A 25,441-nucleotide genomic window follows, 5' to 3' on the forward strand; every position below is an offset into this window, starting at 1 on the left:
TATTCTCCGCCATCACTGGCAAAGTATCGGGCGATATTTTGTCAGTGATTCACGGCTCACCGTCTGAATAAAATTATCCCGCACTAAATCCTCAATGGCACTATTCCAGGCGATGCCCACTTGCCAATTGAGGTGATGCCCGCTGAGTGGAAGAATATGCATGCCAGATGGTGCGATATGCACCACACTCTGGGGTAATAGCGCCACGCCGATGCCGGCAATCACCAGCGCCAATATGGTTTGGATATCCTCGACTTCTTGTGTCTGCGCGGCATACAGTTGATTTTGCTGTAAAAAAAGGTCGATTTGCGCATTTAATCCACTCCCGCGTTCAGTATATAAACGCAGTAATGGCAAATGTTTTAACCACTCATCAACAGAAAATGCATTATCTGACGGGGTCACTAATACCAAGCGGTCTTCAAATAAAGGGGAATATGCCAATGGCGCTTTTGCGGGCCGGCGAACAAAGCCTATTTGCAATTCACCGGTGGTTAATAATGCATATTGTTGGGTGGAGGGAATATCTTCTAATGTGATGGCAATCGCCGGGAATTGTTGCCTAAATTGCGCGATACAGTGGGGGGCCAGATAAAAAGTCGACAAGCCAAATCCTATCGCGATAAACCCCTCCGCGCCACGGGACACTCGGGCCGCGCGTTGCAAAAAACCGTCAGATTGACTGACGGTTTTCTCCGCCTCGGCCAGTAATTGTTGCCCACTGGGGGTCAGCACGGCACCATGGCGGCCGCGGCTGAATAAGTGAATATTAAGCATTGATTCCAATAAGTTAATTTGCTTGGTCAGGGCGGGTTGTGTCACACAAAGGGCCTGTGCGGCAGCACCATAGTGGCCTTTGTGTGCCAGCATCACAAAGGCTTTCAGCAACTTAATATTCATATTTTCATTCCCATTGGTAATCAATAAAGGAAAATAATTCATTATAAAGTTATCAATACGGCTGCTGTAATAGCAATAGTAAAAATCAACAGTGGGCATCCGGGAGAAGAGTATGACTGAGTCATCATTGATACGTGCAGCAACCGTGCAATTCCAGCATCAGGCCAACAACAAGCCCTATAACCTGTTCGTTATTGAGAAGTTTATTGAGCAGGCCGCCGGGCAAAATATCAACATATTGGTGTTCCCGGAGATGTGTATTACCGGATATTGGCATGTGCCTAAATTGACTGCGCCACAAGTGACAGCGCTGGCTGAGCCTATTGAAAGTGGCCCATCCATTGCTTTAGTGCGGGCTTTAGCCGTGAAACATCAAATGTTGATTGGTGTCGGGCTGATTGAACTGGCTGATGATGGGCGACTGTATAATGCCTATGTGGCCTGCATGCCAGATGGCAGTTATCACACCCATCGCAAGTTGCATGCTTTTGAACATCCAGCCATTAGCAGCGGTGATTCTTACACGGTGTTTGCTACGCCATGGGGGGTAAAAGTCGGGATTCTTATCTGCTGGGATAATAATTTGGTCGAGAATGTTCGTGCCACCACCTTGCTCGGTGCCGATATATTATTAGCGCCGCATCAAACTGGCGGAACTCACTCCCGCAGCCCTTATGGTATGAAGCCGATTGCACTTGATCTTTGGCAGCAACGTGCTGAAAGGCCAGCGGAAATGACTGCGGCGATCCGCGGGATAAATGGCCGCGAATGGTTAATGCGTTGGCTACCGGCTCGGGCGCATGATAATGGCCTATTTATTCTGTTCAGCAATGGTATTGGAGCCGATGATGATGAAGTTCGCACCGGCAATGCCATGATATTGGATCCCTATGGCCGCATTATCAATGAAACCTGGGTCGCGGCAGACGCTATGGTCTGCGCCGAGTTAGATCTCAGTTTGATTCCACTGAGCACCGGACGGCGTTGGATCTATGGCCGCCGCCCTGAATTGTATTCCATTTTAACCCAGCGCCAAGGCTATGAGCGCGATGCTATTTCAGCGCGCTTTTCGCCTGATATTCCGCCGCTAAAAGGCCGTTAAATTCGCGATAAAGGGGCCAGGCCCGCCAGTTTACCGACGAACGCCGGTGCCAATACTGATACTGGATATACCGCTCGAACCGCCACTCACCCCGACGTGGCCAGTATTGGCACAGGCCACCAGTAAGCAGGCTAGCAGCACGAGAGTTAATTTTTTCATTTGACGCCCTTGGTTAGGTCAATATCAACAGCTTGTATCATAGCATTCAGTATATAACTAAAGCTGCTGGCGACCGACAGTTCAGTCATGCGTGACAGCGGAATAGGTCGCCTGACTGACCATATACAGCGCAAATGTATAGCCGAAGTGGGCTTATTCAACCTGATTGGTGACAGTATCTGTTTAATAATCAGATTAATAGTTTCGCCCCCAATCATGAGAACCGCTTATGCACTTTACTCAAGCCATTGCCAGACTTCCTGCGGATACCTGCGGTCACGGCCAAACCACTGCCCAACTGGGCGCACCGGATATTGCCGCCACCGGGCAACAATTTCTGGCCTATGTGGACACCTTGCTGCGTCTGGGCCTGAAAGTCACCATCCTGCCTGCGGCGTCGGACTTCCCCGATGCGCACTTTGTCGAAGATACCGCGGTCATCATGCCAGAACTGGCGGTGATAACCCACCCCGGTGCGCCGAGCCGCCAGGGGGAAGTGGACACCATTGCGCCGCTGTTGACTGACCGCCCGGTTTTTCGCATGAACCAGCATGGGCATCTGGATGGCGGTGATGTGTTATTGGTTGATAAACAATTTTTCATCGGGCTGACGTCGCGCACTGATGCCGAGGGCATTCGCCAATTTACTGCGGCGGTGGGGCGCTACGGCTACAGTGTGACGGCGATTGAAGTGAGTGCCGGGTTACACCTGAAATCGATTGTTAATTATGTGGGCCACAATACCTTATTGCTGACAGAAGATTATCAGCACCATCCGGCCTTTGCGGCCTTTAATACTATTGTGATTCCGCAAGCCGAATCCTATGCCGGTAATACCTTATGGATCAATGACACGCTGATTACCCCGCAAGGTTATCCTGCTACATTAGCGCAGATTGAACAGCTGGGAATGCCGGTTGTGCAGCTTGACACCAGCGAATTTAAAAAAATGGATGGCGGCTTAACCTGCCTCTCACTTCGTTTCTAACGATTTCTTGTTTCTCACGGCCAGCGATGGCTGGCCAACATCGGGGTTCAACATCATGAAAAAGACCATAGCGGCATTACTGACTGGCTTGATACTTTCCGCGCCAGTGGCGGCTCAGGCGCTAGAGACTATCAGCTTTGGCGTGGATGGCGGCTATCCACCTTTTGATGTGCTCGCACCCAACGGCGAGATAACCGGCTTTGATATTGATATCGCCAATGCCTTATGTGCCAACCTGCATGCCAAATGCGTTTTCGTCAAACAGCCATTTGAAAGTATGATTGCGGCCCTGAACGCGCATAAGTTTGATGCCATTATTGCCTCACTGAGCATTACTGATGAGCGCAAAAAAGAAGTTGATTTTACTGACCGCTATTACCGCAGTGCTGCACAGTTAGTGGCGCGCAAAGGCAGCCCATTACAACCTGATGTTGCCAGCCTCAAAGGGAAAACCGTGGGGGTTCAGACCGGCTCTATCCATGAAACTTACGCGAAAAAACATTGGGGTGGGCAGGGGGTGAAAATTGTCTCTTATGCCAACCAAGATAATGTGTATCTGGATTTGATGTCAGGGCGCATTAATGCCTCGCTGCAAGATAACATTCAGGCCGCCAGCAGCTTCATTGATACCCCGCGCGGGCAGAAATTTGCGTTTGCCGGCCCGGTGATTCAGGACGAGACTATCTCCTCTGATGTCGGTATCGCCGTGGGTAAAGATAACCCGGCACTGCGCGATGCCCTCAATGGCGCACTTAAAGCGATTCGTGCCGATGGCACCTATGACGCCATCCAGAAAAAGTATTTTAGTTTCGATATTTACGGCAATTGATTGCTTGCCGTGATTTTTGCGACCACCGGGCGTTGACACCGATGCCCAGTGGTTATTGGTCCGCCTCGGGAGGTCAATAATGGTCATCGACTATTTGCCGATATTGGCTCAGGGAGCAGGGTTGTCGCTGTGTGTGATGCTGCTATCACTGGCCGTGGCACTGGTACTCGGCCTTATCAATGCGGTCATCAAGCTTTTTGGCCCGGCGTGGTTGCGTTGGATCTCGACGGGCTACACCACCTTGGTGCGCGGCATTCCTGAGCTGGTGATTATGCTGCTGCTGTTTTTTGGTGGCGAAATGCTGGTTAATGGTGTTCTCGGCCTCTTGGGGCTTGGGCCGGTGCGCTTTAATACCTTTATTTCCGGGGTGCTGGCCATCGGCATCGTCTTTGGCGCGTATTACACCGAAACCTTCCGCGGCGCTTTTCAAACCGTGGATCGCGGCCAGTTAGAAGCGGCGGTGGCTTACGGCATGCGCCCGGGGCAAATCTTCCGCCGTATTATGCTGCCGCAGATGCTGAGTTTTGCCATTCCTGGCATCAATAATAACTGGCTCGGCTTGATGAAAGCCTCGGCCCTGATATCCATTCTCGGATTGGAAGATATGGTGTGGTTGGCGGAACAAGCCGGGCGCGCGACGCAAAAACCGTTTTTGTTCTACTTCTTGGTGGCGCTGATTTATATGGTCATCACCGCGCTGTCCAGTTGGGGCTTTAGTCTGTTGGCACGGCGCTATGCGCTATCAACCTCTACTGCGGCGAGGGCGCGCGGATGAATCTGCAAACCGTACTGGAAGCGGTGCCAACATTCTTATACAGCGACGGCTCTGACACCACCGGCTTAGCCATGACGGCCAAATTATTTTTATTGTCGGTGGTGCCCGGTTTATTGCTGGCATTGCTTATGGCCATCGGCCAAGCATTCGGCCCACGCCCGCTGGCTTGGCTGATCCGCAGTGTGACTTATTTCTTTCGCAGCACGCCGCTCTATCTGCAATTAATGCTGATTTATTATGGTCTTTCGCAGTTTGATATCGTGCAGTTGGGCTGGCAGGACGAGCAACCGTTTTGGTTGCTGTTCCGTGATGCGACGTTCTGCGCCACCCTGGCTTTAGTGCTCAATACCAGTGCGTATGTCGCGGAGTTATTGGCCGGCATGATGATAACGTTCCCGCGCCAAGAGTGGCTGGCGGGCGAGGCATTCGGTATGAGTCAATGGCAAATCATTCGTCGTTTGGTGCTACCGGCGACACTGCGCCGGGGCATTCCGGCACTGAATAATGAAATGGTATTCTTGCTGCATGCCACCTCCCTGGCCAGCACCGTCACACTGTTGGATATCACTGGCGTGGCGCGGGCTTTCTATGCGGCCACCTATTCGCCGTTTATCCCGTTTTTGATGGCAGCAGCGCTGTATTTGCTGTGTACTTTCGTCTTAATTTTTGCCTTTTCACGTGCAGAACGGCGCTGGCTGGCCTTTGCCCGCCATGATTGAATCTGGTAGGTCAAGCCCGCGTCAGGCGCGCTTGATCGCCTGTAACTCGGTGATGGTGACGATTTTATCCACCCGGAATTTTTTGCTGGTCAACCAGGTGTCGGCCAGCAATCGGTAATGTTCCATATTGCGACAACCAATGCGCAGCAGAAAATCAAAGCTACCCCCGACCAGCCAGCAATCCAGCACTTCTGGCGTTTTGCGTACCTCTTGCTCAAAGGCGGCTTGAGAATGGCCATGGTCAGCCAAAGCAATCTGCGCTTGGATAACAAACGCATGCTCGGGTTCCGGCAACGCAATTATGGCGCTGTAGCCACGAATAATACCGGCGCGCTCCAGCAGCCGAACCCGCTCCAGACAGGGGCGGGCGGTCAAATTGACCTGCTCAGACAGCTTTTGATAAGAGATACGGCCATCCTGGCTCAGGATTTCCAGGATTTTTTTGTCAATTCGGTCAAGCCGGGGTTTCTTTTCCACAGATAGGACGTCCAATGAAAATCAATAACCATAAGTTACCTGAACATGCCCTAGGTGGGCAGCGTCAATTAACCAGTTTTCATTTCGGCCAACCGGGTGTGGGCGAGAAAATTTACCTACAAGCTGGCCTACATGCCGATGAACGACCCGGAATGCTGGTATTACATTATCTTAAAAGATTACTGAGTCAGGCGGAACGGCGCGGAGAAATTCAGAGTGAAATAATTATTGTGCCCATCGCTAACCCGGTCGGTATGGCGCAAGTGCTACTTCACAGTGGAATAGGCCGCTTTGATTTGGTCAGTGGGCGTAATTTTAATCGCGATTTCCCTGATTTGGCCCAAGCGGCCCAGCAACGGTTGGAGCCGAGTACATTAAGTGAAGCCCCGCCGACGCGCCAAAAAATCCGCCGCGCGATGGTCGAGGCATTACAGGCTTTACCCGCCCGCAGTGAAGTTGATGCCTTGCGCCAACATTTACTGATGCTGGCGTGTGATGCGGATTTGGTGCTGGACTTACATTGCGATGACAATGCCATTTTGCATTTGTATGCCGACCCGGCCTGGCAATCAGCGGTGGAAATTCTCGCGCGTTTTTTACATATCGACACCGTGCTACTGTCGCAAGACAGCGGCGGCGGCTCCTTTGATGAGGCCTGTGGCTTGCCTTGGCATCGGCTGGCAGCGCACTATCCGCAGTTGACGCCCGCTTGTATGGCCGTGACCGTTGAATTACGCGGGCAGCAGGATGTCAATCACGCACTGGCCAGTGCGGATGCCGAAGCTATTTATCAGTATCTGCAATATCGTCGGGCCATTAGCGGCCCGCCGGCACAGATTCCCACGCGCGAGGTAATGATGTTGCCTTTTGCCGCCGGGGAAATTGTCAATGCCCCGGCCAGTGGTCTGTTAGTGCCATTACGTCAACCGGGCGACTGGGTGGCAAAAGATGAGGCGGTGGCGGAAATCATCGACCCGATTACCGATACGGTGCAAGCGGTACGGGCCAAAGCGGGCGGGATAATCTATGCCAGTCGGCGCGCACCTTTTGTTACCTTGGGGGCAGAGATTATGAAGATTGCCGGGAAAACGCCCTACGCCGGCGGTGGCGGGCTGGCATCCTGACAAAATAATCGCCCTCAAGGCGATAAAACAAAACTTGAGGGCGATGTTAGTTACTTGATAAGACGGTCAAAATCCGCTGCATCATGGCGCTCAGCTAACTGTTCTGCTGGCTCGCCCCAGGTTTTATTGACGATACGGCCGCGCTGTACTGCCGGGCGCTTAGCAATGGCTTCGGTCCACCGTATCAGGTGGGTATAGGATTTCACATCCAAGAATTCACCCGCCTCATATTGCAAGCCCAGCACCAAATTGCCGTACCATGGCCAGATAGCCATATCCGCGATGGAATATTCATCACCGGCAATATATTCATGGGTGGCCAGCTGGTTATCGAGCAGCGAGAGCTGGCGCTTGGCCTCCATGGCGAAACGGTCGATGGCATATTCGATTTTCACCGGCGCATAGTGATAAAAATGACCAAAGCCGCCGCCCAAATACGGGGCCGCGCCCTGTAACCAGAACAGCCAATTGAGCGCTTCGGTTCGTCCTGCCACCGAGCGGGGCAGGAAATGGCCAAATTTATCCGCCAAATACAGCAAAATGGCACCAGATTCAAACACCCTGACCGGCGGCGTGGTTGAATGGTCCATCAGTGCCGGAATTTTTGAATTCGGATTAACCGCCACAAAACCGCTCGAGAACTGATCACCATCACCGATCCGAATCAGATGGGCATCATATTCTGCCCCTGTTTCGCCCAATGCCAACAACTCTTCCAGCAAAATAGTGACCTTCTGACCATTCGGCGTCCCCATGGAATAGAGCTGCAATGGGTGTTTGCCGACGGGCAGGGTAGCCTCATATCGGGCGCCCGCCGTCGGGCGGTTGATCTTAGACCAGACACCGCCGCTGGCGTGGTTTTCTGTCCATACTTTCGGTGGCTGATATTCACTGTCTTTCATCATGGATGACCTTATTTGAGAATGAATACGAACTTAATAATGCGCATAGTGATGATGCTCAATCATAAAGAATAACAGGGATAATATTTCTGTCACCCCAACACCGTGGCGGCGGCTTTGACTTGCCGTTCAAGAATATTCAGGGTCTTGGCTAACATATTCTCTTGCTCAGTGAACCAGTGGTCTTTATCCGGCAAAGAGGTGGCGAGCCGCCATGACTCTTCCGCGTCCAGCGCGTCCAGCTCCTGCAAGAGGGTGTCAATGTGCTTTTTGACCTGATCAATTTTCTGGCGCAACCGGCCAAGGTCATCAATAACATCACTGGCCATCAGCGGCTCTAGCCCTTGCATCAAACTGGCCAATAAAGCATGGATCGCCGGGAAATCACCACGTTGGCGGGCCTGATTGAGCTGAACCATCAGTTGATGCGCTTGCTCTTTAAACTCATCCGCCACTAAATCGGGATGGCACAGCCGGCTGGCTTGTCGCCACAATCGTTTCAGTTCCTGGCGCTGTTCCGCCGACAGTTTGCCTTCATGAGTGAGACGTTGCTCCGCATCAGTTTGTTGTTCTTGATAACTTTCGTATTTCTCTTTTGCCTCTTCACGGGCTTGGCGGGTGGACTCGGTATTGCGGGTACAAAAGCTATTTTCCAGCTCTTTTATCTCGGCCAGCAGGGCGCTAATTAACTCGCTTTGTTGCTGAATTTTATGCCGAATTTCAATGGCTTCGCTGGCGATAGTCGGCAGCGCCAACCAGCGCTGTTTTAGCGCGGCAAGTTTATCGATGGCTTGAGAAATATACTGCTGACAGTGGCGATAATCGCGCTCTCTGCGGCGGGCTTCCGCCTCGGCTTTACGCAAGCTGCTTTCGGCTAACTGCTTGCGTAAATTGAGAATTTGTTTCATCAATGGGCCAAGGCGCACCAGGTACAGGTCATTAAAATCATCCAGCAACTGAATGCGCTCATTACGTTTATCAATTAAATCGCTTAATTGTTGCTCCAGCGCTTTCAGCTCAAGTTTGCAAGCCGACAACTCAATATCCTGCCACTGGGTGACCCCTTGCTGACTGGTGAGCCAGGCGGAAATGGCCTCTAATGCCTGGGTAAATTTCCCCTGTTCAATCGCCGTGACGATAAAAACCAGCACCGCGTCCTGAGTCTCACTTTTAAGATAAGGGAGTTGATGGCGAATAATGTCGTCATCTTCAAGCTCGATACCGCTTTTGATGATCTCCAGTCGTTTAATGAGTTTTTTCATAAATATAGGATTTGCTGATAGCGAAAACAAGTTACCTACATACTAAACAAGGGTTTCATTTTGTTCCAGATGAATGAGCGCCGATCGCGTCAGGAAAGTCAGAGATAAACCGGCATGTGCGATAAATCACATTCAACACTTGGCGGGCAACATCGGCCAGAATAACGGGCAGGGACGTTTTGTCGGTCACAATCCAGCTCTCTTTATCCTTATGCGGCCCCGGTTAAGCCCAATCCGACGCAAAATGGCGCGGCGAAAATATTGAAATGGCGTTTTAAAAAACGTAAGATCACCACGTTAACCATCATGCTCAGTGACTAAAAGTTGCCAAAATGAACCAAACAAAAAAGAGTGAGTGCAGGGCAACCCAGCGTCAGACTCGAACAGACATCAAAATCAGTTTGGGGCAAAGTGAGTGAATGCGACGACCGCAGTGCCATATTCCCGCCATGTATTTCACTACGCACCCTTTCGAAACTTATTTTTCGCCCGGCTGCTAACCGTATTAGGCAATGGCATTGCGCCCATTGCCTTGGCTTTTGCCGTGCTGGATATCGGTGGCTCGGCCACTGACTTAGGGGTGGTGATCGCCGCGCGTTCTATTTTCAATGTGGCTTTTTTATTGATTGGTGGGGTACTTGCCGATCGCTATTCCCGCAGCCTGGTTTTATTGTCTTCATCGCTGATTGCCGCGTTATCCCAAGCGGTGGTTGCTTGGCTGGTGCTGGACGGAGCCGCCACGGTGATGGGGCTGGCGCTACTGGGCACCCTTAATGGTGCGGCGGCCGGCATCGCATTACCCGCCTCCTCGGCTATGGTTCCGCAAACCGTCCCGGCGTCTAACCTCAGGGCGGCCAACGCTTTTATTCAAGTCGCTATCTATGGCGGAACGGTGATTGGGGCCTCATTGGGCGGCGTGTTGATAAGCACCATTGGGCCTGGCTGGGGCTTGGCCGTCGATGCCTTAGGTTTTGCGGCTGCGGCACCGCTCTATTTCTTGATACGCACTCATCCCGCCGTGGGGCTGTCATCCAACAGCAACATCTTGCAGGACTTGCGCGCGGGCTGGCAAGAATTCATTGCTCGCTCATGGGTGTGGGCTATTGTTGCTCAGTTCACCATAATTAATGCTGCTTTCAGTGGCGTCGTGATGATCCTTGGGCCGATAGTGGCTGATGCGTCATTTGGGCGAGCAGGTTGGGGCATCATTGTAGCGGCCCAAAGCATGGGATTGATTATCGGCTCTTTTATTGCACTGCGCTGGCGGCCAAGACGTGATCTGTTTATTGGTGTCATGCTGGTTTCGCTGTGTGCCGTGCCCATTGTGCTGCTCAGTATGGTTTCTTCGATAGCCATGCTGATGGGCGGCTTTTTTGTCGCCGGCATCGGGTTTGGCCAATTCGGCGTTGTTTGGGCCAATTCGCTGCAAACTCACATTCCTGCCGATAAACTTGCGCGCGTTTATGCCTATGATGCGATGGGTTCATTTGTGGCCATCCCGGTCGGAGAACTGGCCGCCGGCCCACTTGCTGTACAATATGGCAACAGCGCGGTTTTATCGGCCGCCGCCATTGCCGTGGTGATAGCCACCATCGCGACCAGTTTGACCCCCGCGATTAGACAACTCGATAATGGCCCTAAAGTGAAGCCCTATGATGCGTAACATTCACCACGATAGCGGCAACATTGGGATGGATTCAAGGGCAGGGAGTGCCCCTATTTAAACATCGCTACGTGAATTCTGCTGACCCTATGTACTGATAAAAACCCAGAATTCACGTAGCGCGATCGGTGGTATATTATTATTTAAATTCAACAAGTTAATCAGAACAGCCCGTCATAATGCTGATTCAACCATCGATAATCATAAAAACCATACGCACATCACGGGTTTTTTACCCGACAGCGACATTGACACATGGTAACGAATTCGTTACCGTTAGTTTATGAAGATAAAATATTACACCACATCAGATGACGTAATACCGCTGCAAAAATGGTTATCAAAAAATCGTACTGCCATCAGTAAAGTATTAGCCATTGAAGAGCGTTTAAGGCTCGGGAATTTATCCTCAGTGAAGTGGTTATCCGGTCGGCCCGGTATCGGGGAATATCGAGTTAATTGGGGGGCTGGCTTACGGGTTTATTTGATGAAAGAAGGTGATGAGATAATTATTTTATTGTGTGCCGGATTCAAAGATATGCAAGACAGCGATTTAGACAAGGCGCAAAGTTACCGCGCCGATTATTTAAAAAGAAGGAGTTAATTATGCCAGCAACAGACAGTCATAAAATGTGGGCTGACTTGCTCCATGATGACCCGACAGCCAGTCAGGATATTTTGGCCGAAGTGCGTCAGCGTATTCTTGAGGGTGAAATAGAAGTCGCCAAGGGAATGTTGAGAACATTAATTAAGGCTACCTGTGGTTATCCGGCAATTTCTGACGACGTAGGTCGCAACTCAAAATCTATTATGAGAATGTTGTCGCCAGATGTTGATCCCGGTATTAAGGCGTTTATGAGCGTCGTCAATGCCGCGGAGCGACATTCACATAAACCCGCATAAATAGAAGCCCGCATAAGTGCGGGCTTTTTTGTCTCGGTTATTGGGTGCAATCTGCCGGGCCATCATGCTGTCAGCGCGATGGATTTCACCTAGCGTCACCGGTCAATAATGAGGGCAGGGATTTGATTTGTCGTTTTGCTGCTGGTCATTGAAGTCGCCGCTGTGGCTTTGACTGCATTGGATTCAATTTAACATAATATACATTATGCGCACCAAAGTAGAGATAAGCGGTTTTTAACGGATTTCGGTTATGGTTGATGGTTGCTCACAGGCTGACGCGCCTGCGGTTTGTCCAACTCGGCGGAATTCAACGCCGCTGGCGTAAATAATATTATACAATGCTCAGAGTAAAGCCTTTTTGAGGAGCGATAGCCATGTATGAATCAAAAAATATGCCACTCATTCCATTCGGTGCATTTTTAAAAAGAATACTCGTGCATGTGAGTTATGCGTTTATTCTTATCATCATCACGTTGCTCATTGGTATAGCTGGACATATGGCTTTTGACGCCGAAATAAATTGGCATGATGCAATATTAAACAGTGCATTTATCGCCAATGGTATTGGCCCTTATATATGAGCCAGACTGCCTTACCCAGCGCTGCTCTGCCACTGTTGGTCGCCGGTGCCTTCTTTATGGAAAACCTTGATGGCACCGTGATTGTCACTGCGATGCCACAAATGGCTGCGGCATTTGGCGTACATCCCATTGATATGAATATCGGTATTTCTGCTTATATTCTTACCCTAACGGTATTTATTCCTGCCAGCGGCTGGATTGCCAATCGTTTTGGCGCACGAAATATTTTTACCGCCGCTATGGTGGTGTTTACCTTGGCATCAGTATTTTGTGCATTAAGTTCTGATCTTGCGACATTCACTGCCGCCCGAATTTTACAGGGTATTGGCGGTGCCATGATGGTGCCCGTCGGCCGCTTGATTGTATTGCGCAATACCTCTAAAGCTGACCTGATTAAAGCCATCGCGACGATTACCTGGCCGGGATTAGTCGCCCCGATCCTTGGGCCGCCGCTGGGCGGTTTTCTGACCACTTATGCTTCTTGGCATTGGATATTTATTTTAAATGTCCCGCTGGGGATGGTCGGGCTATGGCTGGCGTGGCGTTTGATTCCGCTGGAACCGACCCCGAAAGCCACCCGTTTCGATCTGCTGGGTTTTGTGCTGACCGGTTCAGCCTGTTTCAGCCTGATGTTTGGCTTGGAATTATTCAATCACCAAACCCTGTCACACTGGGTTCCTGTGCTGTGTCTGGCCGCGAGTCTGCTGTTGGGGATTTGGGCGGTTTATCATGCCAGACGGCAGATTTCTCCGTTGGTCGACCTGTGGGCGCTGCGGATAAAAAGTTACAGTGTCACCATCTGGAGTGGCAGTTTATACCGCATCGCTATTGGTGCTGTGCCTTTTCTGTTGCCATTACTGTTCCAACTCGGGTTTGGCATGAGCGCGTTTGATGCAGGCTTATTAGTGTTAGCGGTTTTTGCCGGCAACTTGGCGATGAAACCCTTTACTTCGGCTATCTTATATCGCTGCCCTTTTCGTTCAACCTTGCTGGTGAATGGCTTACTGAATGCCGTGTCTATTTTCGCCTGTGCGCTGATTACCCCGGACACCCCTCATATCCTGATTATATTGCTGCTTTTTATCAGCGGGTTAACGCGTTCAATGCAGTTCACCGCGCTCAATACTTTGGCTTACTCTGAGATTCCCAGTGATAAAATGGGTGGCGCGAATACGTTTTCAAATATGGTGCAACAACTGGCTATGGGGCTTGGGATAGCGATTGGGGCCTTAGCGCTGCGCATTGCCGAATGGTTCCATCCTTATCGTGCTGGCGTTATTCCGTTGGAAAATTTCCAGATAGCATTTGTGGTTATTGGCGTGGTCGCATTACTATCGATGGTTAATGCCTTAACACTCAGCCCTGATGCGGGTGATGAAGTGCGTAAGCGAGCATCCACGCGGAAGTGAAAGATAGCTTATGGCGCATGGCGCGCTGCGGTACTGAAGAGTATGTTAGTCATATCAATGATATTATTGGCAACGAAAAACAAGGAATGCATATGATCATTTTCGTCACCGGCGCGACCTCCGGGTTTGGTGAGGCTATTGCCCGCAGATTCATCAACCAGGGCCACCAAGTTATCGCCGCTGGCCGTCGTCAAGAACGGCTGGTTGCGTTGAAAGCGGAACTGGGCGAGCAACTGCATATTGTGCGCTTAGATGTGCGCAATCGTGCGGCGATTCAACAAGCGATTGATGAGCTACCTAACGCGCTGAAAAATATTGATGTGCTGGTGAATAATGCCGGGTTAGCTTTGGGGTTAGAGCCGGCGCACAAAGCCAATATTGACGATTGGGATACGATGATTGACACCAATACCAAAGGTTTGGTGAATATGACGCGCGCTTTACTCCCAGCCATGGTGGCACGCGATGTCGGCCATATCATTAATATTGGTTCTACCGCCGCCAACTGGCCGTATGCCGGGGGGAATGTGTATGGCGCAACCAAAGCCTTTGTTAAACAGTTCAGTTTAGGTCTGCGGGCTGACCTGCATGGCACCCGAGTGCGCGTCACCGATATTGAGCCCGGTATGGTCGGCGGCACCGAATTCTCGGCGGTGCGCTTTAAAGGCGATGGCGATAAAGTCAATAAAACCTATGATGGCGCTAACCCATTGACCCCAGAAGATGTGGCTGAAGCGGTATATTGGGTCGCCACTTTACCGGCGCGGGTGAATATCAATACTTTGGAAATGATGCCCGTCAGCCAATCTTTTGCTGGCCTGAGTATTCACCGCGGAAATTAACCGTTTGCAGCAGTAATGAAAGTCCCCGGGGCGTACACCGCCCCACCCCTAATTGACGCGCCATCCTGCGACAATAATCAACATCCCGGCTAACGCCACGCCAGCACCCAGCCAATCAAATACTGACAGCTTCACACCATCAACCACGCGTAGCCAAATTAATGCCGTCGCGACATACACGCCACCATAGGCCGCATAAACACGGCCGCTGGCGGCCGGATGCAAGGTTAATAGCCAGACAAACAGGGCTAAACTAGCGGCGGCGGGCAGTAATAACCACATTGAACCGCCTTTGCGTAGCCATAAATAAGGCAAAAAGCAGCCAATAATCTCGGCCAGTGCCGTGACAAAAAACAGTAACGATACCTTTAACACGGCAACATCTCTTGTAGGCTAGACAATGGCTTAGCGCCAATTGTCAGTGGGATTAACATCAGGTTACTCTACAGAGTCTCAACAAACCTGTCGCTAACTAGTCTATCAGCTATCAGCAGTGATATAATTTTACTGACTGATAATGACATAATGATTTTGTATCACCGACTCATAAAGGATTTAAGACGATGAAAATAACCAGCCTGCCCCGCCTAATACGCGCTGTTCTGCCCATTGCCGTACTGGCTTTACCGCTGGCATGGCAGGCACCTGCGTTGGCGCAATCGGCCAACTGTACGCAGGGCAGCACCTGTGTTTCGGTGGGTGGCAACAATGATCCGATGGCAAAAGAGCAATCACGCCAAAGCCAACAGCAATGGGATGATACCCAGCGCCTGCGCAATAAAGTGAATAATCGGGTCGAAAAGAATTTTGATAAAGATGACCGCGCTGAAGATGCCAAAGATAATTGTGATCGCAGCGAGAATATCAATGCCTACTGGGAACCTAACACCCAACGTTGTCTGGATCGTCTGTCCGGTCGCCGGATTAATCCGTAATGGGCAATAATGGCTCAGATTAACTTGAGGTTATGGGAACCAGAGCTATCCTTAGCGTAGCAAACTATTCATCCACATAAGGATTTCATGATGAAAAAAACGCTTATTATCAGTACATTGTTATTATCTCTGGCCCCTATAGCGGCGTTGGCATCCTGTGAAAGTGTCAAGGCCGATATTACACAAAAGATTATCAGTAATGGCGTGCCTGAGTCTGGCTTTAAACTGGACATTGTGCCTAATGATCAGGTGCAACAAGCGGGCGGGCAAGTCGTTGGGCATTGTGAAAATGATACTCAGAAGATTGTCTATACCCGCATCACTGACAGCGAATAATCTTTTAACACCAATAGGGTGCACTAATGGGTGCGCCCGACTGTTTTCCCCTCCGCTGTCAGCGACGCAAGGTTAATCAATGATGCCAGAGCCCCATCTGCGGCCCCACCGCTTGAGTTTGGCTGAAGTTATTAACGATTTTTTCCATTTCATCGCCGGATAATCCCTTATTGTGCAGATATGTCGCTGAATGTGGCACTGGTGGTGTTTGGCCTAAATCACAGAAAAACTCGCCGGCCGGATTATGGGGAAATGCGGCCCGGCAATTCTTATAGCAGGCCGGCCCTTGATGCATACAGGCAAATGCAGGTACAGCAAAGGGTAACAGAGCAAATAACACGAGCATTCTATATTTCATAGCAACCTCGATTTTCTTGTTTATATAAAACTTAATGAAACGGCTTCAACTCCGTTTTAAATGTTACGCCCTGCACTCATCGGTTCTTCTGAAATAACAAACTATCTATCAATAATGCTTTTAACTATCAATAATGCTTTTAATCTCTGCGCCCGAATAAGCACCTGGTGAAAAGAATAAATATTCGCTAGCCTTTCCCTTATTCACACGTAACAATGGTCGCCCCTAAATTTAGCGCCAGTGGCTTTGTATGAGATGGCCTGCCCATATATATGACTACCGTGCCATGTTACGCCGGTTGATGATTGCCATCATGCTGGGCATGATATCTGCGGTGATTGTTTGGTTATTCCATCAAGCCATGCTGGCCATCGAGTGGCTGTTATTTGCGCGAACTGACGGCAGTTTGGTGGCCGCCGCCGCGTCCATTGGTGGCTGGCGCCGCGCAATAACCCCGGCCTTGGGTGGGTTAGCGGCGGGCTCATTATTGTGGTTTTATCAGCGTTATCAACAGCGTAAGCCCAGTGCGCCAACCGATTATATGGAAGCTATCGAAACCGGTGATGGCCGATTAGACGTTTCCGCCAGCCTGATCAAATCCTTAGCCTCACTATTGGTGGTTGCCAGCGGCAGTGCCATTGGCCGAGAAGGTGCCATGGTGCTTTTGGCGGCATTATTTGCCTCGGTTTTCGCCCAGCGCTATGCCAAACCCCAAGAGTGGAAACTCTGGGTCGCTTGTGGTGCCGCCGCTGGGATGGCCAGCGCCTATCATGCGCCCTTAGCGGGTAGTTTATTTATTGCAGAAATTCTGTTCGGGACATTAATGCTGGCGTCCTTGGGGCCGGTGGTGATCGCGGCGGTCAGTGCATTACTCACCACCAACCTATTACACGGCGGTCAGGAAACACTTTATCAAGTCCAGACACTAACATCCCCTTGGCCAATACAGTATTTCCTAATGGCTTTATTGGGGCTGATCGCCGGCTTCAGTGGGCCACTGTTTCTTAACGCCATGTCCGCCAGTGGCCGTGCTTTCCGCGCCTTGAAGCTATCACCACCACTCCAGTTAGCCTTGGGCGGGATGATTGTCGGGCTATTATCACTTATTTTCCCTGAAGTTTGGGGGAATGGTTACAGTGTCGTGCAATCACTGTTGACCACGCCGCCGGGGATTTTATTGATAGGCGGGATATTGATTTGCAAACTATTGGCGGTACTGGCCAGCAGCGGCTCGGGAGCGCCCGGCGGGGTCTTCACCCCCACCCTGTTTGTTGGCGCGGCATTGGGCATGTTATGCGGCCAGATATTTGCTTGGTGGCCGCTGTTTGGTGACAATATCGCCCTGTTAATGGCGCTAACCGGAATGGCAACCTTGCTGGCGGCAACCACTCACGCGCCCATTATGGCCGCGCTGATGGTGTGTGAAATGACCGGCGGATATGCCTTGCTGCCCGGGCTATTATTGGCCTGTGTTATTTCGACCACCATCGCCCGCGGGTTACGCCCTGACTCGGTATATCACTCTCGCTAAAATAGGCTGATAATAGCATTGCGCTATTATCCTATATTTAAGCAATATTGTTATTGAGCGGCCAATAGCGTTAGCCACAAAATAGCCAAGCGTAAAATAGATTATTGCGCCATTGCGGTGAGGTCTAAATATTTTGCCAACGGCTTTTGTTCTGGATGGGGCAAATAAGGCAATTGCCCTAATTGGGGGGCCGGTAACCGTTCGCGCAGCATGGCAATGGTTTCCGCATAATGTGCCAGCCCCGGATTAATCCTATTCGCCACCCAACCTAATAAAGGTAACCCATCGTTGATAATTGCTTGCGCGGTTAATAAGGCATGATTAATACAGCCTAATTTAATTCCGACGACTAAAATTACCGGCAATTGTTCTTGTATCACCCAATCAGAATAAAAACGCTGGTCATTCATCATGACTTTCCAGCCCCCGCAGCCTTCGACTACCACGGTATCGGCTTTAGCGGATAAGCGCTGCAATCCTTCGGTCATTTTATTGTAATTAATCAGGGTATCCGAGCAAGCATGGATAACATCCCCGACCAGTGGGTATGGGTTAACCTCTTGATAATCAAGCTCAATTGAGGATGAATCTTGTAAAATCAGGGCATCCTGGTTACGCAGTCCATTCGGCGTTTCTTGACTCTCTGTCGCCACCGGCTTATAGCCTACAGCGGTTCTGCCATTTTGGCTTAAGGCCTGAAGTAAGGCCCGTGACACCACGGTTTTACCAACAGCTGTGTCGGTACCCGTCACAAAAACACGCGTTAACATAACAATACTCCGCAATCTGGCCACTTCGACTCACGTCTTTCCGCCTAATATTAGCGAAATGGGTAACATGGATAAAAGTCTAGGCGATGCCGACAGCAAACAGCTTGCGTTAGCGCAATGTTTTGCTGAACTGAGCGCGGTTTTTAACAAATAGTGCGCAATAATAGGGGGAATAGATCCCATATACCCATTATTAATTAACGCTTTATGATTAGTATTGCCCTAGCCTTGCAATAATTTCACCAATAAAGAGCCATTATATAATGCCTCTTTTACCAGCGCCGCACCGGGCATGGTGCCCTGATTAAAAAATGCCGTTGGCTCCACCAGAATATGTTCACTGTAAGCCGGTAGTGCTTGCTGACGAATACAAGAGGCAATGGCGGGATGCAGAATAGCCGCGGCTTTATTTAAGGGAGAGCCGACCAAAATCTTTTCCGGATTAAATAAATTGACCATGATGGCAATAATACGGCCGACACTGTGACCAACGCCCAAGATAATATCTTTGGCTAGTTGGTCACCAGCCAATGCCGCATCACATAATGACTCAACATTCAGTGGTGAGCCGTGTAATAACGAACTCATGGAGCCATTTAATCTTTGCTGGGCAATTTCCAGCATATTTTCAATACTGGCCACCGTTTCCAGGCAGCCATGATTGCCGCAATAACAGCGTTTGCCATAGGGATCAACTTGAGTGTGGCCAATCTCAACCACACTGCGGCTGCCGGCATGCAATACCCGGCCGGCACTAATCACCCCGGCCCCGACGTTATGGTCAATCACCACTTGAATCACATTCTGGCAACCGCGCGACGCGCCATATAAGGCCTCAGCCATCGTCCAGGCACAAATGTCGTGTTGCAAATAGACCGGCAATCCGGTGCGTTGCTCGAGCGCCGGGCCAAGTTGCATCTCATCAACATCATAAAATGGCATTTTATGCACGATACCGGCGGGCGCATCGATGATGCCTGGCATGGTAATGGCGATAGCGGTCAGTCGTTCCAGTTTTTGCTGATGACGGATAAAAAACTGGTCAACTTCGCTCAGAATGCGCTGGAGCAACGGCTGCGGATGGCTATCAGGCAGTGGGATGTTATCTTCAACCACCAGTTTACTGCTGAGGTCGCGTAGCGCAAGGGTAATGGCCCCCCGGCTGATGCGTCCGGAGACATAGTGCCAAGCTTCGGTATCAAGCACCAAACCAATGGCTGGCCGCCCACGGCTACCCACATCTTGATATTCGGTTTCTTTGACCAGATGCGCTTCGACCAATTCCCGCACAATCTTGGTGATGCTGGCGGGGGCCAGTTGCGCCCTCTTAGACAGTTCAATACGCGATATCGGGCCGAACAAATCAATCAGCCGATAAACGGCCCCTGCATTGGTCTGCTTGATTTGATCAATATGCCCAGGCTGCCCATCCGTTATCACCAAACCGGCTCCTTCTCTGTCACCGAGTATTTTTCGCGCTTCTAAATAAAGATTATCGGCTATGTTGCGGCTTTTAGTATATGGCGTCAACTATTTGATTAGTTATGTGATTTAACGCACATAATCGCCGATGTCCTGCGCCTTGCTGCGGGTTATTTATACGAAGCTTGGATAAAGCCTGTCCATCGTATTGATGGACTCCGCGCGGTCAATGCCGCATCAGGCGGTTTCCGGTGGCGTATCCGCAACCATCAGGTCAATCAATGCTTGCGCCGGGGCGGTCACTGGGCGATGTTTATGATTCACCAACCACACCTCGGTGGTCGCGCTGGCCTCTGCGAGGGGTAAATATTTCACCCCGTCCACTTTGACCCGAGTAAAAGACGCCGGCAGGATAGAAACGCCTAAACCGGAGGAGACCAAACCCACAATGGTCATCGCCTCGCCCACTTCTTGCGTGATGTAGGGGGTAATTCCGGCCCGCGCTAACAGCGTGAGGATTTCGTCATAAAGTGCCGTGCCCACCTCGCGGGCAAAGAACACAAAAGGTTGCTCGGCTAACGCGCTAAATTTGATACTGCCGGTGGGCAAGGCGGCTAACGGGCTTTCTTGGTGGACGACCGCCACTAATGGCTCACGCAGTAGCACGCGGTATTGTAGTGCATCGGGCAAACGGGTGTTGCGCATCACCCCCAGATCAAGCCGCCCATCCAGCAACGGCTCAATTTGCTGTTTGGTGTTAACCTCCTGCATTTTAATATGAACTTGTGGATGGCGCTGGCGAAATATGCGCAAATTTTTAGACACGGTACTGATAAACGGAGCCGACGAAGTAAAGCCAATGGTTAACTCGCCAGATTCGCCACGATGCAAGCGCGCGGCTTTCTCCGCCGCCGAATTCACTTGTGCCAGAATTTGGTAAGCCTCTTTTAAAAACAGTGCCCCTGCTTGTGTAAGGCTGACATTGCGGTTATTGCGAGTCAACAGCCGAGCGCCAATTTGCTCCTCCAAAATTTGAATTTGTTGGCTCAGCGGGGGTTGAGAAATGCGCAAACGCTCGGCGGCGCGGCCAAAATGCAACTCTTCGGCGACCGCAATAAAATAACGTAAATGTCTGAGTTCAATACTCATCTCGCCCCATTGATACTTTTAACGTCTTATTGTGAATGATTAATATATTAGACAAAAAACTTAGCTATTTCTACTATCGACAGATAGCGCCGAATAGCCGTTGAACCAGGGTGCCGGCGGCGAGTAACTTGTTTTTGACTGTGTATGACTTTTGACTGTGTTATGACTAAGGAAATACCGTGACCACCTCTTTGCGCACGCCTGATAGCCAAGTGCCAACCCCCGCAGCAAATGATGATGCCACGGCCGTTAGCCCGAATAAACCCGTCACTCGCTTAACGAAAAAACCTTATATTCAACGCGGTTCGCCAGAATTTATCCGCGTGACGCTGGCTTTCTTTTCCGCCGGATTAGCCACTTTCGCGCTGCTTTATTGCGTTCAACCCATTCTGCCCATGTTATCGCAGGATTTTATGATTTCCCCTGCCGGCAGCAGTTTATCGCTTTCGGCCGCCACCGGGATGTTGGCGGTTGGCTTGATGTTTACCGGCCCATTGTCGGATGCCATTGGCCGTAAGTCAGTGATGGTGGTCGCCTTAATGTTGGCGGCTATCTGCACGCTAATCTGCTCGGTGATGACCAGTTGGCAGGGCATTTTGCTGATGCGCGCCTTGATTGGCTTATCCTTAAGCGGTGTGGCTGCCGTGGCGATGACCTATCTGAGTGAAGAGATCCATCCCAGTTTTGTCGCGTTATCCATGGGGCTGTATATTAGTGGCAATTCGATAGGCGGGATGAGTGGCCGTTTGGTGACTGGGGTGCTGAGCGATTTCTTTTCCTGGCGTATTGCATTGGCGGTGATTGGTTTATTTGCCTTAGCCGCCGCGGCGATGTTCTGGCGTATTCTGCCGGCGTCTAAACACTTCCGCCCGACCTCATTGCGCCCCAGGACATTGGCAATTAATTTCAAACTGCACTGGCGCGACCCCGGTTTACCGCTGCTGTTTGCCGAAGGTTTTTTGATTATGGGCAGTTTTGTGACGTTATTTAATTACATTGGCTATCGTTTATTAGCGCCGCCCTATAATCTCACTCAAGCCGTCGTCGGTTTATTATCGATAGTTTATCTCACCGGGTCTTATAGCTCCCCGAAAGCGGGCGCATTAACCAGCCGCTATGGTCGAGGGCCGGTATTAATGGCATCAATCGGCATGATGTTAATTGGGGTCATTATTAGCGGATTCTCGCCGCTAATCGCAATCTTTATCGGTATGATGGTATTTACTGCCGGTTTTTTTGCCGCGCATTCCGTGGCCAGCAGTTGGATTGGCCGCCGCGCTCGGCGTGCTAAAGCTCAGGCTTCATCACTTTATCTATTTTGCTATTATGCCGGTTCAAGTATTGCGGGAACATTAGGCGGTATTTTCTGGCTTAATTTAGGCTGGCTTGGTGTGGTTTCATTTATCGCCCTGCTGTTGTTAACGGCATTGTATGTTGGCCAGCGCTTGCGTCAATTGCCCGAAGCGGCCAGAATTTAATCTCAAATTAACTTAATACGCTAAGACGTCAAATTACAATTTGACGTCCTCTCTGCTATGTACCTATGATTAACAGGAACCATATTAGGGGATTTTATTACCAGATATTTCCTTAGTTTATTTAATGTCAGGAGAAAATATGACAAACCACTTTCTTACCCTTTGGGATATATTGGCGACAACCTTTTCAATCTTCTTTTTCATCGCCTATCTGCTGATTCTGTTCCAGGTCATTTCTGACCTGTTTAGGGATCATGAGCTGGGTGGATTTTATAAAGCAATTTGGATTTTGTTCTTACTCTTCATCCCACTACTGACCTCTCTGGTATATCTGATTACCCGTGGCAAAGGTATGGCACAGCGCTATCGGGCGTCAGTGCAAAAATCGGTTTCGGATACTAACGAGTATATCCGCCATGTGGCCGGTAAATCTCCCGCAGAGCAGATTGCTGATGCCAAAAAATTATTGGATGAAGGCACCATCACTGACAGCGAATATCAGCAATTAAAAGCGAAAGCGCTGTCCTGATATTCTATTTGACGACTCAAGGCTAAATGTCATTCACCCTGCCATTTAGCCTTTTTTATTGCCACCAGTTTCGCTGACAATAATAGGCAGTGGTGCTCAGCCGACACCGCGTTTATAATCCTCGTTTTATGCTTATTATTTGCGAGATTCAGGAATGAAACACTCTGCGCTGCGGCGTTCGCTATTATTAGCCGGGATAACACTGCCCCTCACCCATTTTGCCTTGCCCGCCTGGGCAGACGCGCTACCGACCACAGTAGGTAAACAACTGGCTGAACTGGAACGCACCGCTAATGGCCGTTTAGGTATTGCGATGATTAATACTGCCAATGACCATAAAATTCAATATCGCGGCACTCAGCGCTTCCCATTCTGTAGCACGTTTAAGTTTATGTTGGCCGCCGCCGTTCTGGGCCAGAGCCAGTCTCAGCCAAATTTGCTGGATAAACATATTCATTATCATGAGAGCGATTTATTATCTTATGCGCCAATCACGCGTAAAAATCTTGCTCACGGGATGACGGTTTCTCAGTTATGTGCCGCAACTGTTCAATATAGTGATAATACGGCCGCGAATCTGTTAATCAAAGAATTGGGGGGTTTAGCGGCGGTTAACCAGTTTGCGCGCGATATTGGTGATCAGATGTTCAGATTAGACCGCCAAGAGCCTGATTTAAATACCGCCCTGCCTAATGATCCACGCGATACCACCACCCCTGCGGCAATGGCCGCGAGTCTGCAGAAACTGGTCTTGGGTGATGCATTGCTGCCCGCTCAGCGCCAGCAACTGGCAACGTGGTTAACAGGGAATACCACCGGCGATGCGACTATCCGCGCGGGCGCACCAAAGGATTGGATGGTGGGTGACAAAACGGGCAGCGGCGACTACGGTACCACCAATGATATTGCGGTGTTATGGCCCCCCGAGGGAGCCCCGGTCGTTTTAGTGGTTTATTTCACGCAACGTGAAAAAGACGCGCAACCACGCCACGATGTTTTGGCTTCCGCCACTAAAATATTACTGTCTCAGTTCTCCTGATCTCCGGCGCGGGTGCTATCACCCGCCCTCGAATGCGCGTTTTAATCGCTGTAGAGGATGTTGCGTTGGTGCATATACCCGTTAATTGATGGTTATTGCGCGCTTTCAGATTGCCTCTTTTACTGATATAACCTAGTGTATGTTGTAACTAAAATGGCTTTTATTACAAATGTCGATGAATAAATATGATTTGATCGCGCGACTAAATCACCGCTTTAGCGCATTGGAAATCGGCTTGCAGCAGCTCCACCAGCAGCTTGAGGAGTTACCTTTACTTGCCGCCCGGGTTTTTGCCTTGCCTGATATCGAGAAAGGCACCGAGCATCAACCGATAAATCAGATTGCCGTGAGCGCAACGGTGGGTACGCCGGCACGAGACTTGGCGTTACAGCATTATCAGCGGTTGTTTATTCATCACCAAAGCCAGAATGTCAGTAGCAAAGCCGCCCTGCGCCTACCTGGGGTGCTCTGTTTTGCCGTGACCGATAGCCAGTTAATTGCTTGCCAAAAAAGCATTCAACACATTAATCAATTAAAAACCGAGCTGGAACATATTATTACCGTTGAATCTGGTTTGCCGAGTGAACAGCGTTTCGAGTTTGTTCACACTCACTTGCACGGGCTGATTACATTAAATACCTATCGTACCCTTACCCCGCTGATAGATCCCAGTTCAGTGCGCTTTGGTTGGGCTAACAAACATATTATTAAAAATGTCACTCGCGATGAAATTTTGGCTCAGCTAGACAAAAGCCTGCATGCCGGGCGCGCCGTGCCGCCATGGACTCGTGAACAGTGGGCGCAGATGATTAGCCAAGAAATCAATGAGGTGCGCCAATTACCCGAAAACGCCCGCTTAAAGATCAAGCGGCCAGTCAAGGTGCAACCGATTGCGCGGATTTGGTATCAAGCGCAACAGAAACAAGTACAGCACCCCTGCCCGATGCCACTGATTGCATTTTGCCAACTGTCGTCCGCGGCGGAATTACCTAAATTAGGCGAATTAACCGATTATGATGCCAGCCAGATTAAACATAGATATAAACCCGATGCCAAGCCGCTGCAGCTATTGGTGCCAAGACTGCATTTGCATCTCGAAATAGAAAAATAAATCATTATATTTGATGGGATTTTATCGATATTTATTTACATTGTTGTGCTTAAAATTATACATCATACTTATTATTGGTTTTTCCTAAATATGGCGATATTACTCTCCACTATACTGTGTTTTAAATTGAAACACTGTGGCGAGATGA

At 50.1% G+C, this 25,441-nt stretch carries 29 protein-coding genes; 19 read left to right on the top strand and 10 right to left on the bottom strand.

Features of this window, described 5'->3' with window-relative positions; all coding sequences use genetic code 11:
- Window positions 1-12 precede the first annotated feature (12 nt).
- Window positions 13-900, bottom strand: a complete 888-nt coding sequence (locus D5F51_RS08645) for a LysR family transcriptional regulator (RefSeq protein ID WP_129196182.1) — start codon at window positions 898-900, stop codon at window positions 13-15.
- Between the two features lie 112 nt (window positions 901-1,012).
- Here D5F51_RS08645 and D5F51_RS08650 point away from each other — a divergent pair, with 112 nt between their 5' ends.
- The gene (locus D5F51_RS08650; RefSeq protein WP_129196184.1) at window positions 1,013-2,002 is read left to right on the top strand and encodes a nitrilase family protein; all 990 of its coding nucleotides are present in this window, start codon (window positions 1,013-1,015) and stop codon (window positions 2,000-2,002) included.
- A 30-nt stretch (window positions 2,003-2,032) separates the two neighbouring features.
- Here D5F51_RS08650 and D5F51_RS22870 read toward each other — a convergent pair whose 3' ends face one another.
- Window positions 2,033-2,161, bottom strand: a complete 129-nt coding sequence (locus D5F51_RS22870; protein WP_261372980.1) for a hypothetical protein — start codon at window positions 2,159-2,161, stop codon at window positions 2,033-2,035.
- A 229-nt stretch (window positions 2,162-2,390) separates the two neighbouring features.
- Here D5F51_RS22870 and D5F51_RS08655 point away from each other — a divergent pair, with 229 nt between their 5' ends.
- The 4 genes from D5F51_RS08655 (at window position 2,391) to D5F51_RS08670 (ending at window position 5,472) form a co-directional block, all read left to right on the top strand.
- Complete coding sequence (locus tag D5F51_RS08655; RefSeq protein ID WP_129196187.1) at window positions 2,391-3,149, top strand: dimethylarginine dimethylaminohydrolase family protein; 759 nt, start codon at window positions 2,391-2,393, stop codon at window positions 3,147-3,149.
- A 55-nt stretch (window positions 3,150-3,204) separates the two neighbouring features.
- Window positions 3,205-3,978, top strand: a complete 774-nt coding sequence (locus tag D5F51_RS08660; RefSeq protein WP_087769630.1) for an ABC transporter substrate-binding protein — start codon at window positions 3,205-3,207, stop codon at window positions 3,976-3,978.
- Window positions 3,979-4,057: 79 nt separating this feature from the next.
- Window positions 4,058-4,753 (top strand): ABC transporter permease, encoded by a 696-nt coding sequence (locus tag D5F51_RS08665; RefSeq protein ID WP_025378269.1) that lies wholly within the window; start codon window positions 4,058-4,060, stop codon window positions 4,751-4,753.
- Window positions 4,750-5,472 (top strand): ABC transporter permease, encoded by a 723-nt coding sequence (locus D5F51_RS08670; RefSeq protein WP_025378268.1) that lies wholly within the window; start codon window positions 4,750-4,752, stop codon window positions 5,470-5,472. Before D5F51_RS08665 ends, D5F51_RS08670 begins: the two co-directional genes overlap by 4 nt.
- Before the next feature lie 21 nt (window positions 5,473-5,493).
- Here the strand turns inward: D5F51_RS08670 and D5F51_RS08675 are convergent, their stop codons facing one another.
- The gene (locus tag D5F51_RS08675; protein ID WP_129196189.1) at window positions 5,494-5,949 is read right to left on the bottom strand and encodes an Lrp/AsnC family transcriptional regulator; all 456 of its coding nucleotides are present in this window, start codon (window positions 5,947-5,949) and stop codon (window positions 5,494-5,496) included.
- Window positions 5,950-5,963: 14 nt separating this feature from the next.
- Here D5F51_RS08675 and D5F51_RS08680 point away from each other — a divergent pair, with 14 nt between their 5' ends.
- The gene (locus D5F51_RS08680) at window positions 5,964-7,073 is read left to right on the top strand and encodes a succinylglutamate desuccinylase/aspartoacylase family protein (RefSeq protein WP_129196191.1); all 1,110 of its coding nucleotides are present in this window, start codon (window positions 5,964-5,966) and stop codon (window positions 7,071-7,073) included.
- A 50-nt stretch (window positions 7,074-7,123) separates the two neighbouring features.
- On the opposite strand, the gene yghU is transcribed toward D5F51_RS08680, so the two are convergent.
- Window positions 7,124-7,975, bottom strand: a complete 852-nt coding sequence (yghU, locus tag D5F51_RS08685; protein ID WP_129199278.1) for a glutathione-dependent disulfide-bond oxidoreductase — start codon at window positions 7,973-7,975, stop codon at window positions 7,124-7,126.
- 92 nt (window positions 7,976-8,067) lie between these two features.
- Window positions 8,068-9,237 carry a coiled-coil domain-containing protein gene (locus D5F51_RS08690; protein ID WP_129196193.1) on the bottom strand — a complete coding sequence of 390 codons (1,170 nt, stop codon included), beginning with the start codon at window positions 9,235-9,237 and terminating at the stop codon, window positions 8,068-8,070.
- A gap of 415 nt (window positions 9,238-9,652) precedes the next feature.
- Between D5F51_RS08690 and D5F51_RS08695 the strand changes: the two genes are divergently transcribed.
- The 6 genes from D5F51_RS08695 to ydfG all read left to right on the top strand — a co-directional run bounded on the left by D5F51_RS08695 (window position 9,653) and on the right by ydfG (window position 14,635).
- Window positions 9,653-10,900, top strand: a complete 1,248-nt coding sequence (locus D5F51_RS08695; RefSeq protein ID WP_129196195.1) for an MFS transporter — start codon at window positions 9,653-9,655, stop codon at window positions 10,898-10,900.
- Window positions 10,901-11,183: 283 nt separating this feature from the next.
- A complete protein-coding gene (locus D5F51_RS08700; RefSeq protein ID WP_129196197.1) occupies window positions 11,184-11,504 on the top strand; it encodes a type II toxin-antitoxin system RelE/ParE family toxin in 321 nt (106 codons plus the stop codon).
- Between the two features lie 2 nt (window positions 11,505-11,506).
- Window positions 11,507-11,803 carry a hypothetical protein gene (locus tag D5F51_RS08705; protein WP_129196199.1) on the top strand — a complete coding sequence of 99 codons (297 nt, stop codon included), beginning with the start codon at window positions 11,507-11,509 and terminating at the stop codon, window positions 11,801-11,803.
- A 374-nt stretch (window positions 11,804-12,177) separates the two neighbouring features.
- Window positions 12,178-12,384: a hypothetical protein gene (locus tag D5F51_RS08710; protein WP_245994918.1), complete on the top strand. Its 207-nt coding sequence runs from the start codon at window positions 12,178-12,180 to the stop codon at window positions 12,382-12,384.
- Entirely contained in the window at window positions 12,381-13,793 is a 1,413-nt protein-coding gene (locus D5F51_RS08715; protein WP_129196201.1) for an MFS transporter, read from the top strand. Before D5F51_RS08710 ends, D5F51_RS08715 begins: the two co-directional genes overlap by 4 nt.
- Before the next feature lie 92 nt (window positions 13,794-13,885).
- A complete protein-coding gene (gene ydfG, locus D5F51_RS08720) occupies window positions 13,886-14,635 on the top strand; it encodes a bifunctional NADP-dependent 3-hydroxy acid dehydrogenase/3-hydroxypropionate dehydrogenase YdfG (RefSeq protein ID WP_162301833.1) in 750 nt (249 codons plus the stop codon).
- 48 nt (window positions 14,636-14,683) lie between these two features.
- Here ydfG and D5F51_RS08725 read toward each other — a convergent pair whose 3' ends face one another.
- Window positions 14,684-15,010, bottom strand: a complete 327-nt coding sequence (locus D5F51_RS08725; protein ID WP_087769532.1) for a YnfA family protein — start codon at window positions 15,008-15,010, stop codon at window positions 14,684-14,686.
- 188 nt (window positions 15,011-15,198) lie between these two features.
- Here D5F51_RS08725 and D5F51_RS08730 point away from each other — a divergent pair, with 188 nt between their 5' ends.
- Together D5F51_RS08730 and D5F51_RS08735 are read left to right on the top strand one after the other, a co-directional pair.
- On the top strand, window positions 15,199-15,570 hold the full coding sequence (locus D5F51_RS08730) for a DUF1283 family protein (RefSeq protein ID WP_129196203.1): 372 nt from the start codon (window positions 15,199-15,201) through the stop codon (window positions 15,568-15,570).
- A 90-nt stretch (window positions 15,571-15,660) separates the two neighbouring features.
- Window positions 15,661-15,906, top strand: coding sequence for a DUF1161 domain-containing protein (locus D5F51_RS08735; protein WP_025378256.1), 246 nt, complete (start codon window positions 15,661-15,663; stop codon window positions 15,904-15,906).
- Between the two features lie 76 nt (window positions 15,907-15,982).
- Here D5F51_RS08735 and D5F51_RS08740 read toward each other — a convergent pair whose 3' ends face one another.
- Complete coding sequence (locus tag D5F51_RS08740; RefSeq protein WP_245994920.1) at window positions 15,983-16,252, bottom strand: hypothetical protein; 270 nt, start codon at window positions 16,250-16,252, stop codon at window positions 15,983-15,985.
- Window positions 16,253-16,514: 262 nt separating this feature from the next.
- On the opposite strand from D5F51_RS08740, the gene clcB reads away from it, so the two are divergent.
- A complete protein-coding gene (clcB, locus tag D5F51_RS08745) occupies window positions 16,515-17,795 on the top strand; it encodes a voltage-gated ClC-type chloride channel ClcB (RefSeq protein ID WP_129196207.1) in 1,281 nt (426 codons plus the stop codon).
- Between the two features lie 101 nt (window positions 17,796-17,896).
- On the opposite strand, the gene bioD is transcribed toward clcB, so the two are convergent.
- From bioD to D5F51_RS08760, 3 genes are all read right to left on the bottom strand, one after another.
- Window positions 17,897-18,565, bottom strand: coding sequence for a dethiobiotin synthase (gene bioD / locus D5F51_RS08750; protein ID WP_025378253.1), 669 nt, complete (start codon window positions 18,563-18,565; stop codon window positions 17,897-17,899).
- A 222-nt stretch (window positions 18,566-18,787) separates the two neighbouring features.
- Window positions 18,788-20,005 carry a sugar metabolism global transcriptional regulator Mlc gene (gene mlc / locus D5F51_RS08755; protein ID WP_025378252.1) on the bottom strand — a complete coding sequence of 406 codons (1,218 nt, stop codon included), beginning with the start codon at window positions 20,003-20,005 and terminating at the stop codon, window positions 18,788-18,790.
- Between the two features lie 219 nt (window positions 20,006-20,224).
- Window positions 20,225-21,136, bottom strand: a complete 912-nt coding sequence (locus D5F51_RS08760) for a LysR family transcriptional regulator (RefSeq protein ID WP_129196209.1) — start codon at window positions 21,134-21,136, stop codon at window positions 20,225-20,227.
- A gap of 179 nt (window positions 21,137-21,315) precedes the next feature.
- Here D5F51_RS08760 and D5F51_RS08765 point away from each other — a divergent pair, with 179 nt between their 5' ends.
- The 4 genes from D5F51_RS08765 (at window position 21,316) to tus (ending at window position 25,293) form a co-directional block, all read left to right on the top strand.
- Window positions 21,316-22,614 carry an MFS transporter gene (locus D5F51_RS08765; RefSeq protein ID WP_087769530.1) on the top strand — a complete coding sequence of 433 codons (1,299 nt, stop codon included), beginning with the start codon at window positions 21,316-21,318 and terminating at the stop codon, window positions 22,612-22,614.
- Window positions 22,615-22,753: 139 nt separating this feature from the next.
- Window positions 22,754-23,143 carry an SHOCT domain-containing protein gene (locus D5F51_RS08770; RefSeq protein WP_025378250.1) on the top strand — a complete coding sequence of 130 codons (390 nt, stop codon included), beginning with the start codon at window positions 22,754-22,756 and terminating at the stop codon, window positions 23,141-23,143.
- Between the two features lie 154 nt (window positions 23,144-23,297).
- A complete protein-coding gene (gene bla, locus D5F51_RS08775; RefSeq protein ID WP_129196211.1) occupies window positions 23,298-24,182 on the top strand; it encodes a class A beta-lactamase in 885 nt (294 codons plus the stop codon).
- 175 nt (window positions 24,183-24,357) lie between these two features.
- On the top strand, window positions 24,358-25,293 hold the full coding sequence (tus, locus tag D5F51_RS08780) for a DNA replication terminus site-binding protein (protein WP_129199282.1): 936 nt from the start codon (window positions 24,358-24,360) through the stop codon (window positions 25,291-25,293).
- Window positions 25,294-25,441 lie beyond the last annotated feature (148 nt).

Origin of the sequence: Yersinia hibernica, assembly GCF_004124235.1 — a bacterium.
Lineage (GTDB): Bacteria > Pseudomonadota > Gammaproteobacteria > Enterobacterales > Enterobacteriaceae > Yersinia > Yersinia hibernica.

Bases quoted from the DNA above. Each gene is read 5' to 3' on its own strand.
- D5F51_RS08700 (WP_129196197.1), top strand. From the start codon at position 11,184: ATGAAGATAAAATATTACACCACATCAGATGACGTAATACCGCTGCAA.
- clcB (WP_129196207.1), top strand. From the start codon at position 16,515: ATGAGATGGCCTGCCCATATATATGACTACCGTGCCATGTTACGCCGG.
- D5F51_RS08680 (WP_129196191.1), top strand. From the start codon at position 5,964: ATGAAAATCAATAACCATAAGTTACCTGAACATGCCCTAGGTGGGCAG.
- D5F51_RS08645 (WP_129196182.1), bottom strand. From the start codon at position 900: ATGAATATTAAGTTGCTGAAAGCCTTTGTGATGCTGGCACACAAAGGC.
- D5F51_RS08760 (WP_129196209.1), bottom strand. From the start codon at position 21,136: ATGAGTATTGAACTCAGACATTTACGTTATTTTATTGCGGTCGCCGAA.
- D5F51_RS08660 (WP_087769630.1), top strand. From the start codon at position 3,205: ATGAAAAAGACCATAGCGGCATTACTGACTGGCTTGATACTTTCCGCG.
- yghU (WP_129199278.1), bottom strand. From the start codon at position 7,975: ATGAAAGACAGTGAATATCAGCCACCGAAAGTATGGACAGAAAACCAC.
- D5F51_RS22870 (WP_261372980.1), bottom strand. From the start codon at position 2,161: ATGAAAAAATTAACTCTCGTGCTGCTAGCCTGCTTACTGGTGGCCTGT.
- D5F51_RS08715 (WP_129196201.1), top strand. From the start codon at position 12,381: ATGAGCCAGACTGCCTTACCCAGCGCTGCTCTGCCACTGTTGGTCGCC.
- ydfG (WP_162301833.1), top strand. From the start codon at position 13,886: ATGATCATTTTCGTCACCGGCGCGACCTCCGGGTTTGGTGAGGCTATT.
- bla (WP_129196211.1), top strand. From the start codon at position 23,298: ATGAAACACTCTGCGCTGCGGCGTTCGCTATTATTAGCCGGGATAACA.
- D5F51_RS08655 (WP_129196187.1), top strand. From the start codon at position 2,391: ATGCACTTTACTCAAGCCATTGCCAGACTTCCTGCGGATACCTGCGGT.
- D5F51_RS08650 (WP_129196184.1), top strand. From the start codon at position 1,013: ATGACTGAGTCATCATTGATACGTGCAGCAACCGTGCAATTCCAGCAT.
- D5F51_RS08705 (WP_129196199.1), top strand. From the start codon at position 11,507: ATGCCAGCAACAGACAGTCATAAAATGTGGGCTGACTTGCTCCATGAT.
- D5F51_RS08665 (WP_025378269.1), top strand. From the start codon at position 4,058: ATGGTCATCGACTATTTGCCGATATTGGCTCAGGGAGCAGGGTTGTCG.
- D5F51_RS08670 (WP_025378268.1), top strand. From the start codon at position 4,750: ATGAATCTGCAAACCGTACTGGAAGCGGTGCCAACATTCTTATACAGC.
- bioD (WP_025378253.1), bottom strand. From the start codon at position 18,565: ATGTTAACGCGTGTTTTTGTGACGGGTACCGACACAGCTGTTGGTAAA.
- D5F51_RS08735 (WP_025378256.1), top strand. From the start codon at position 15,661: ATGAAAAAAACGCTTATTATCAGTACATTGTTATTATCTCTGGCCCCT.
- D5F51_RS08710 (WP_245994918.1), top strand. From the start codon at position 12,178: ATGTATGAATCAAAAAATATGCCACTCATTCCATTCGGTGCATTTTTA.
- D5F51_RS08770 (WP_025378250.1), top strand. From the start codon at position 22,754: ATGACAAACCACTTTCTTACCCTTTGGGATATATTGGCGACAACCTTT.
- D5F51_RS08740 (WP_245994920.1), bottom strand. From the start codon at position 16,252: ATGCTCGTGTTATTTGCTCTGTTACCCTTTGCTGTACCTGCATTTGCC.
- tus (WP_129199282.1), top strand. From the start codon at position 24,358: ATGAATAAATATGATTTGATCGCGCGACTAAATCACCGCTTTAGCGCA.
- D5F51_RS08690 (WP_129196193.1), bottom strand. From the start codon at position 9,237: ATGAAAAAACTCATTAAACGACTGGAGATCATCAAAAGCGGTATCGAG.
- D5F51_RS08730 (WP_129196203.1), top strand. From the start codon at position 15,199: ATGAAAATAACCAGCCTGCCCCGCCTAATACGCGCTGTTCTGCCCATT.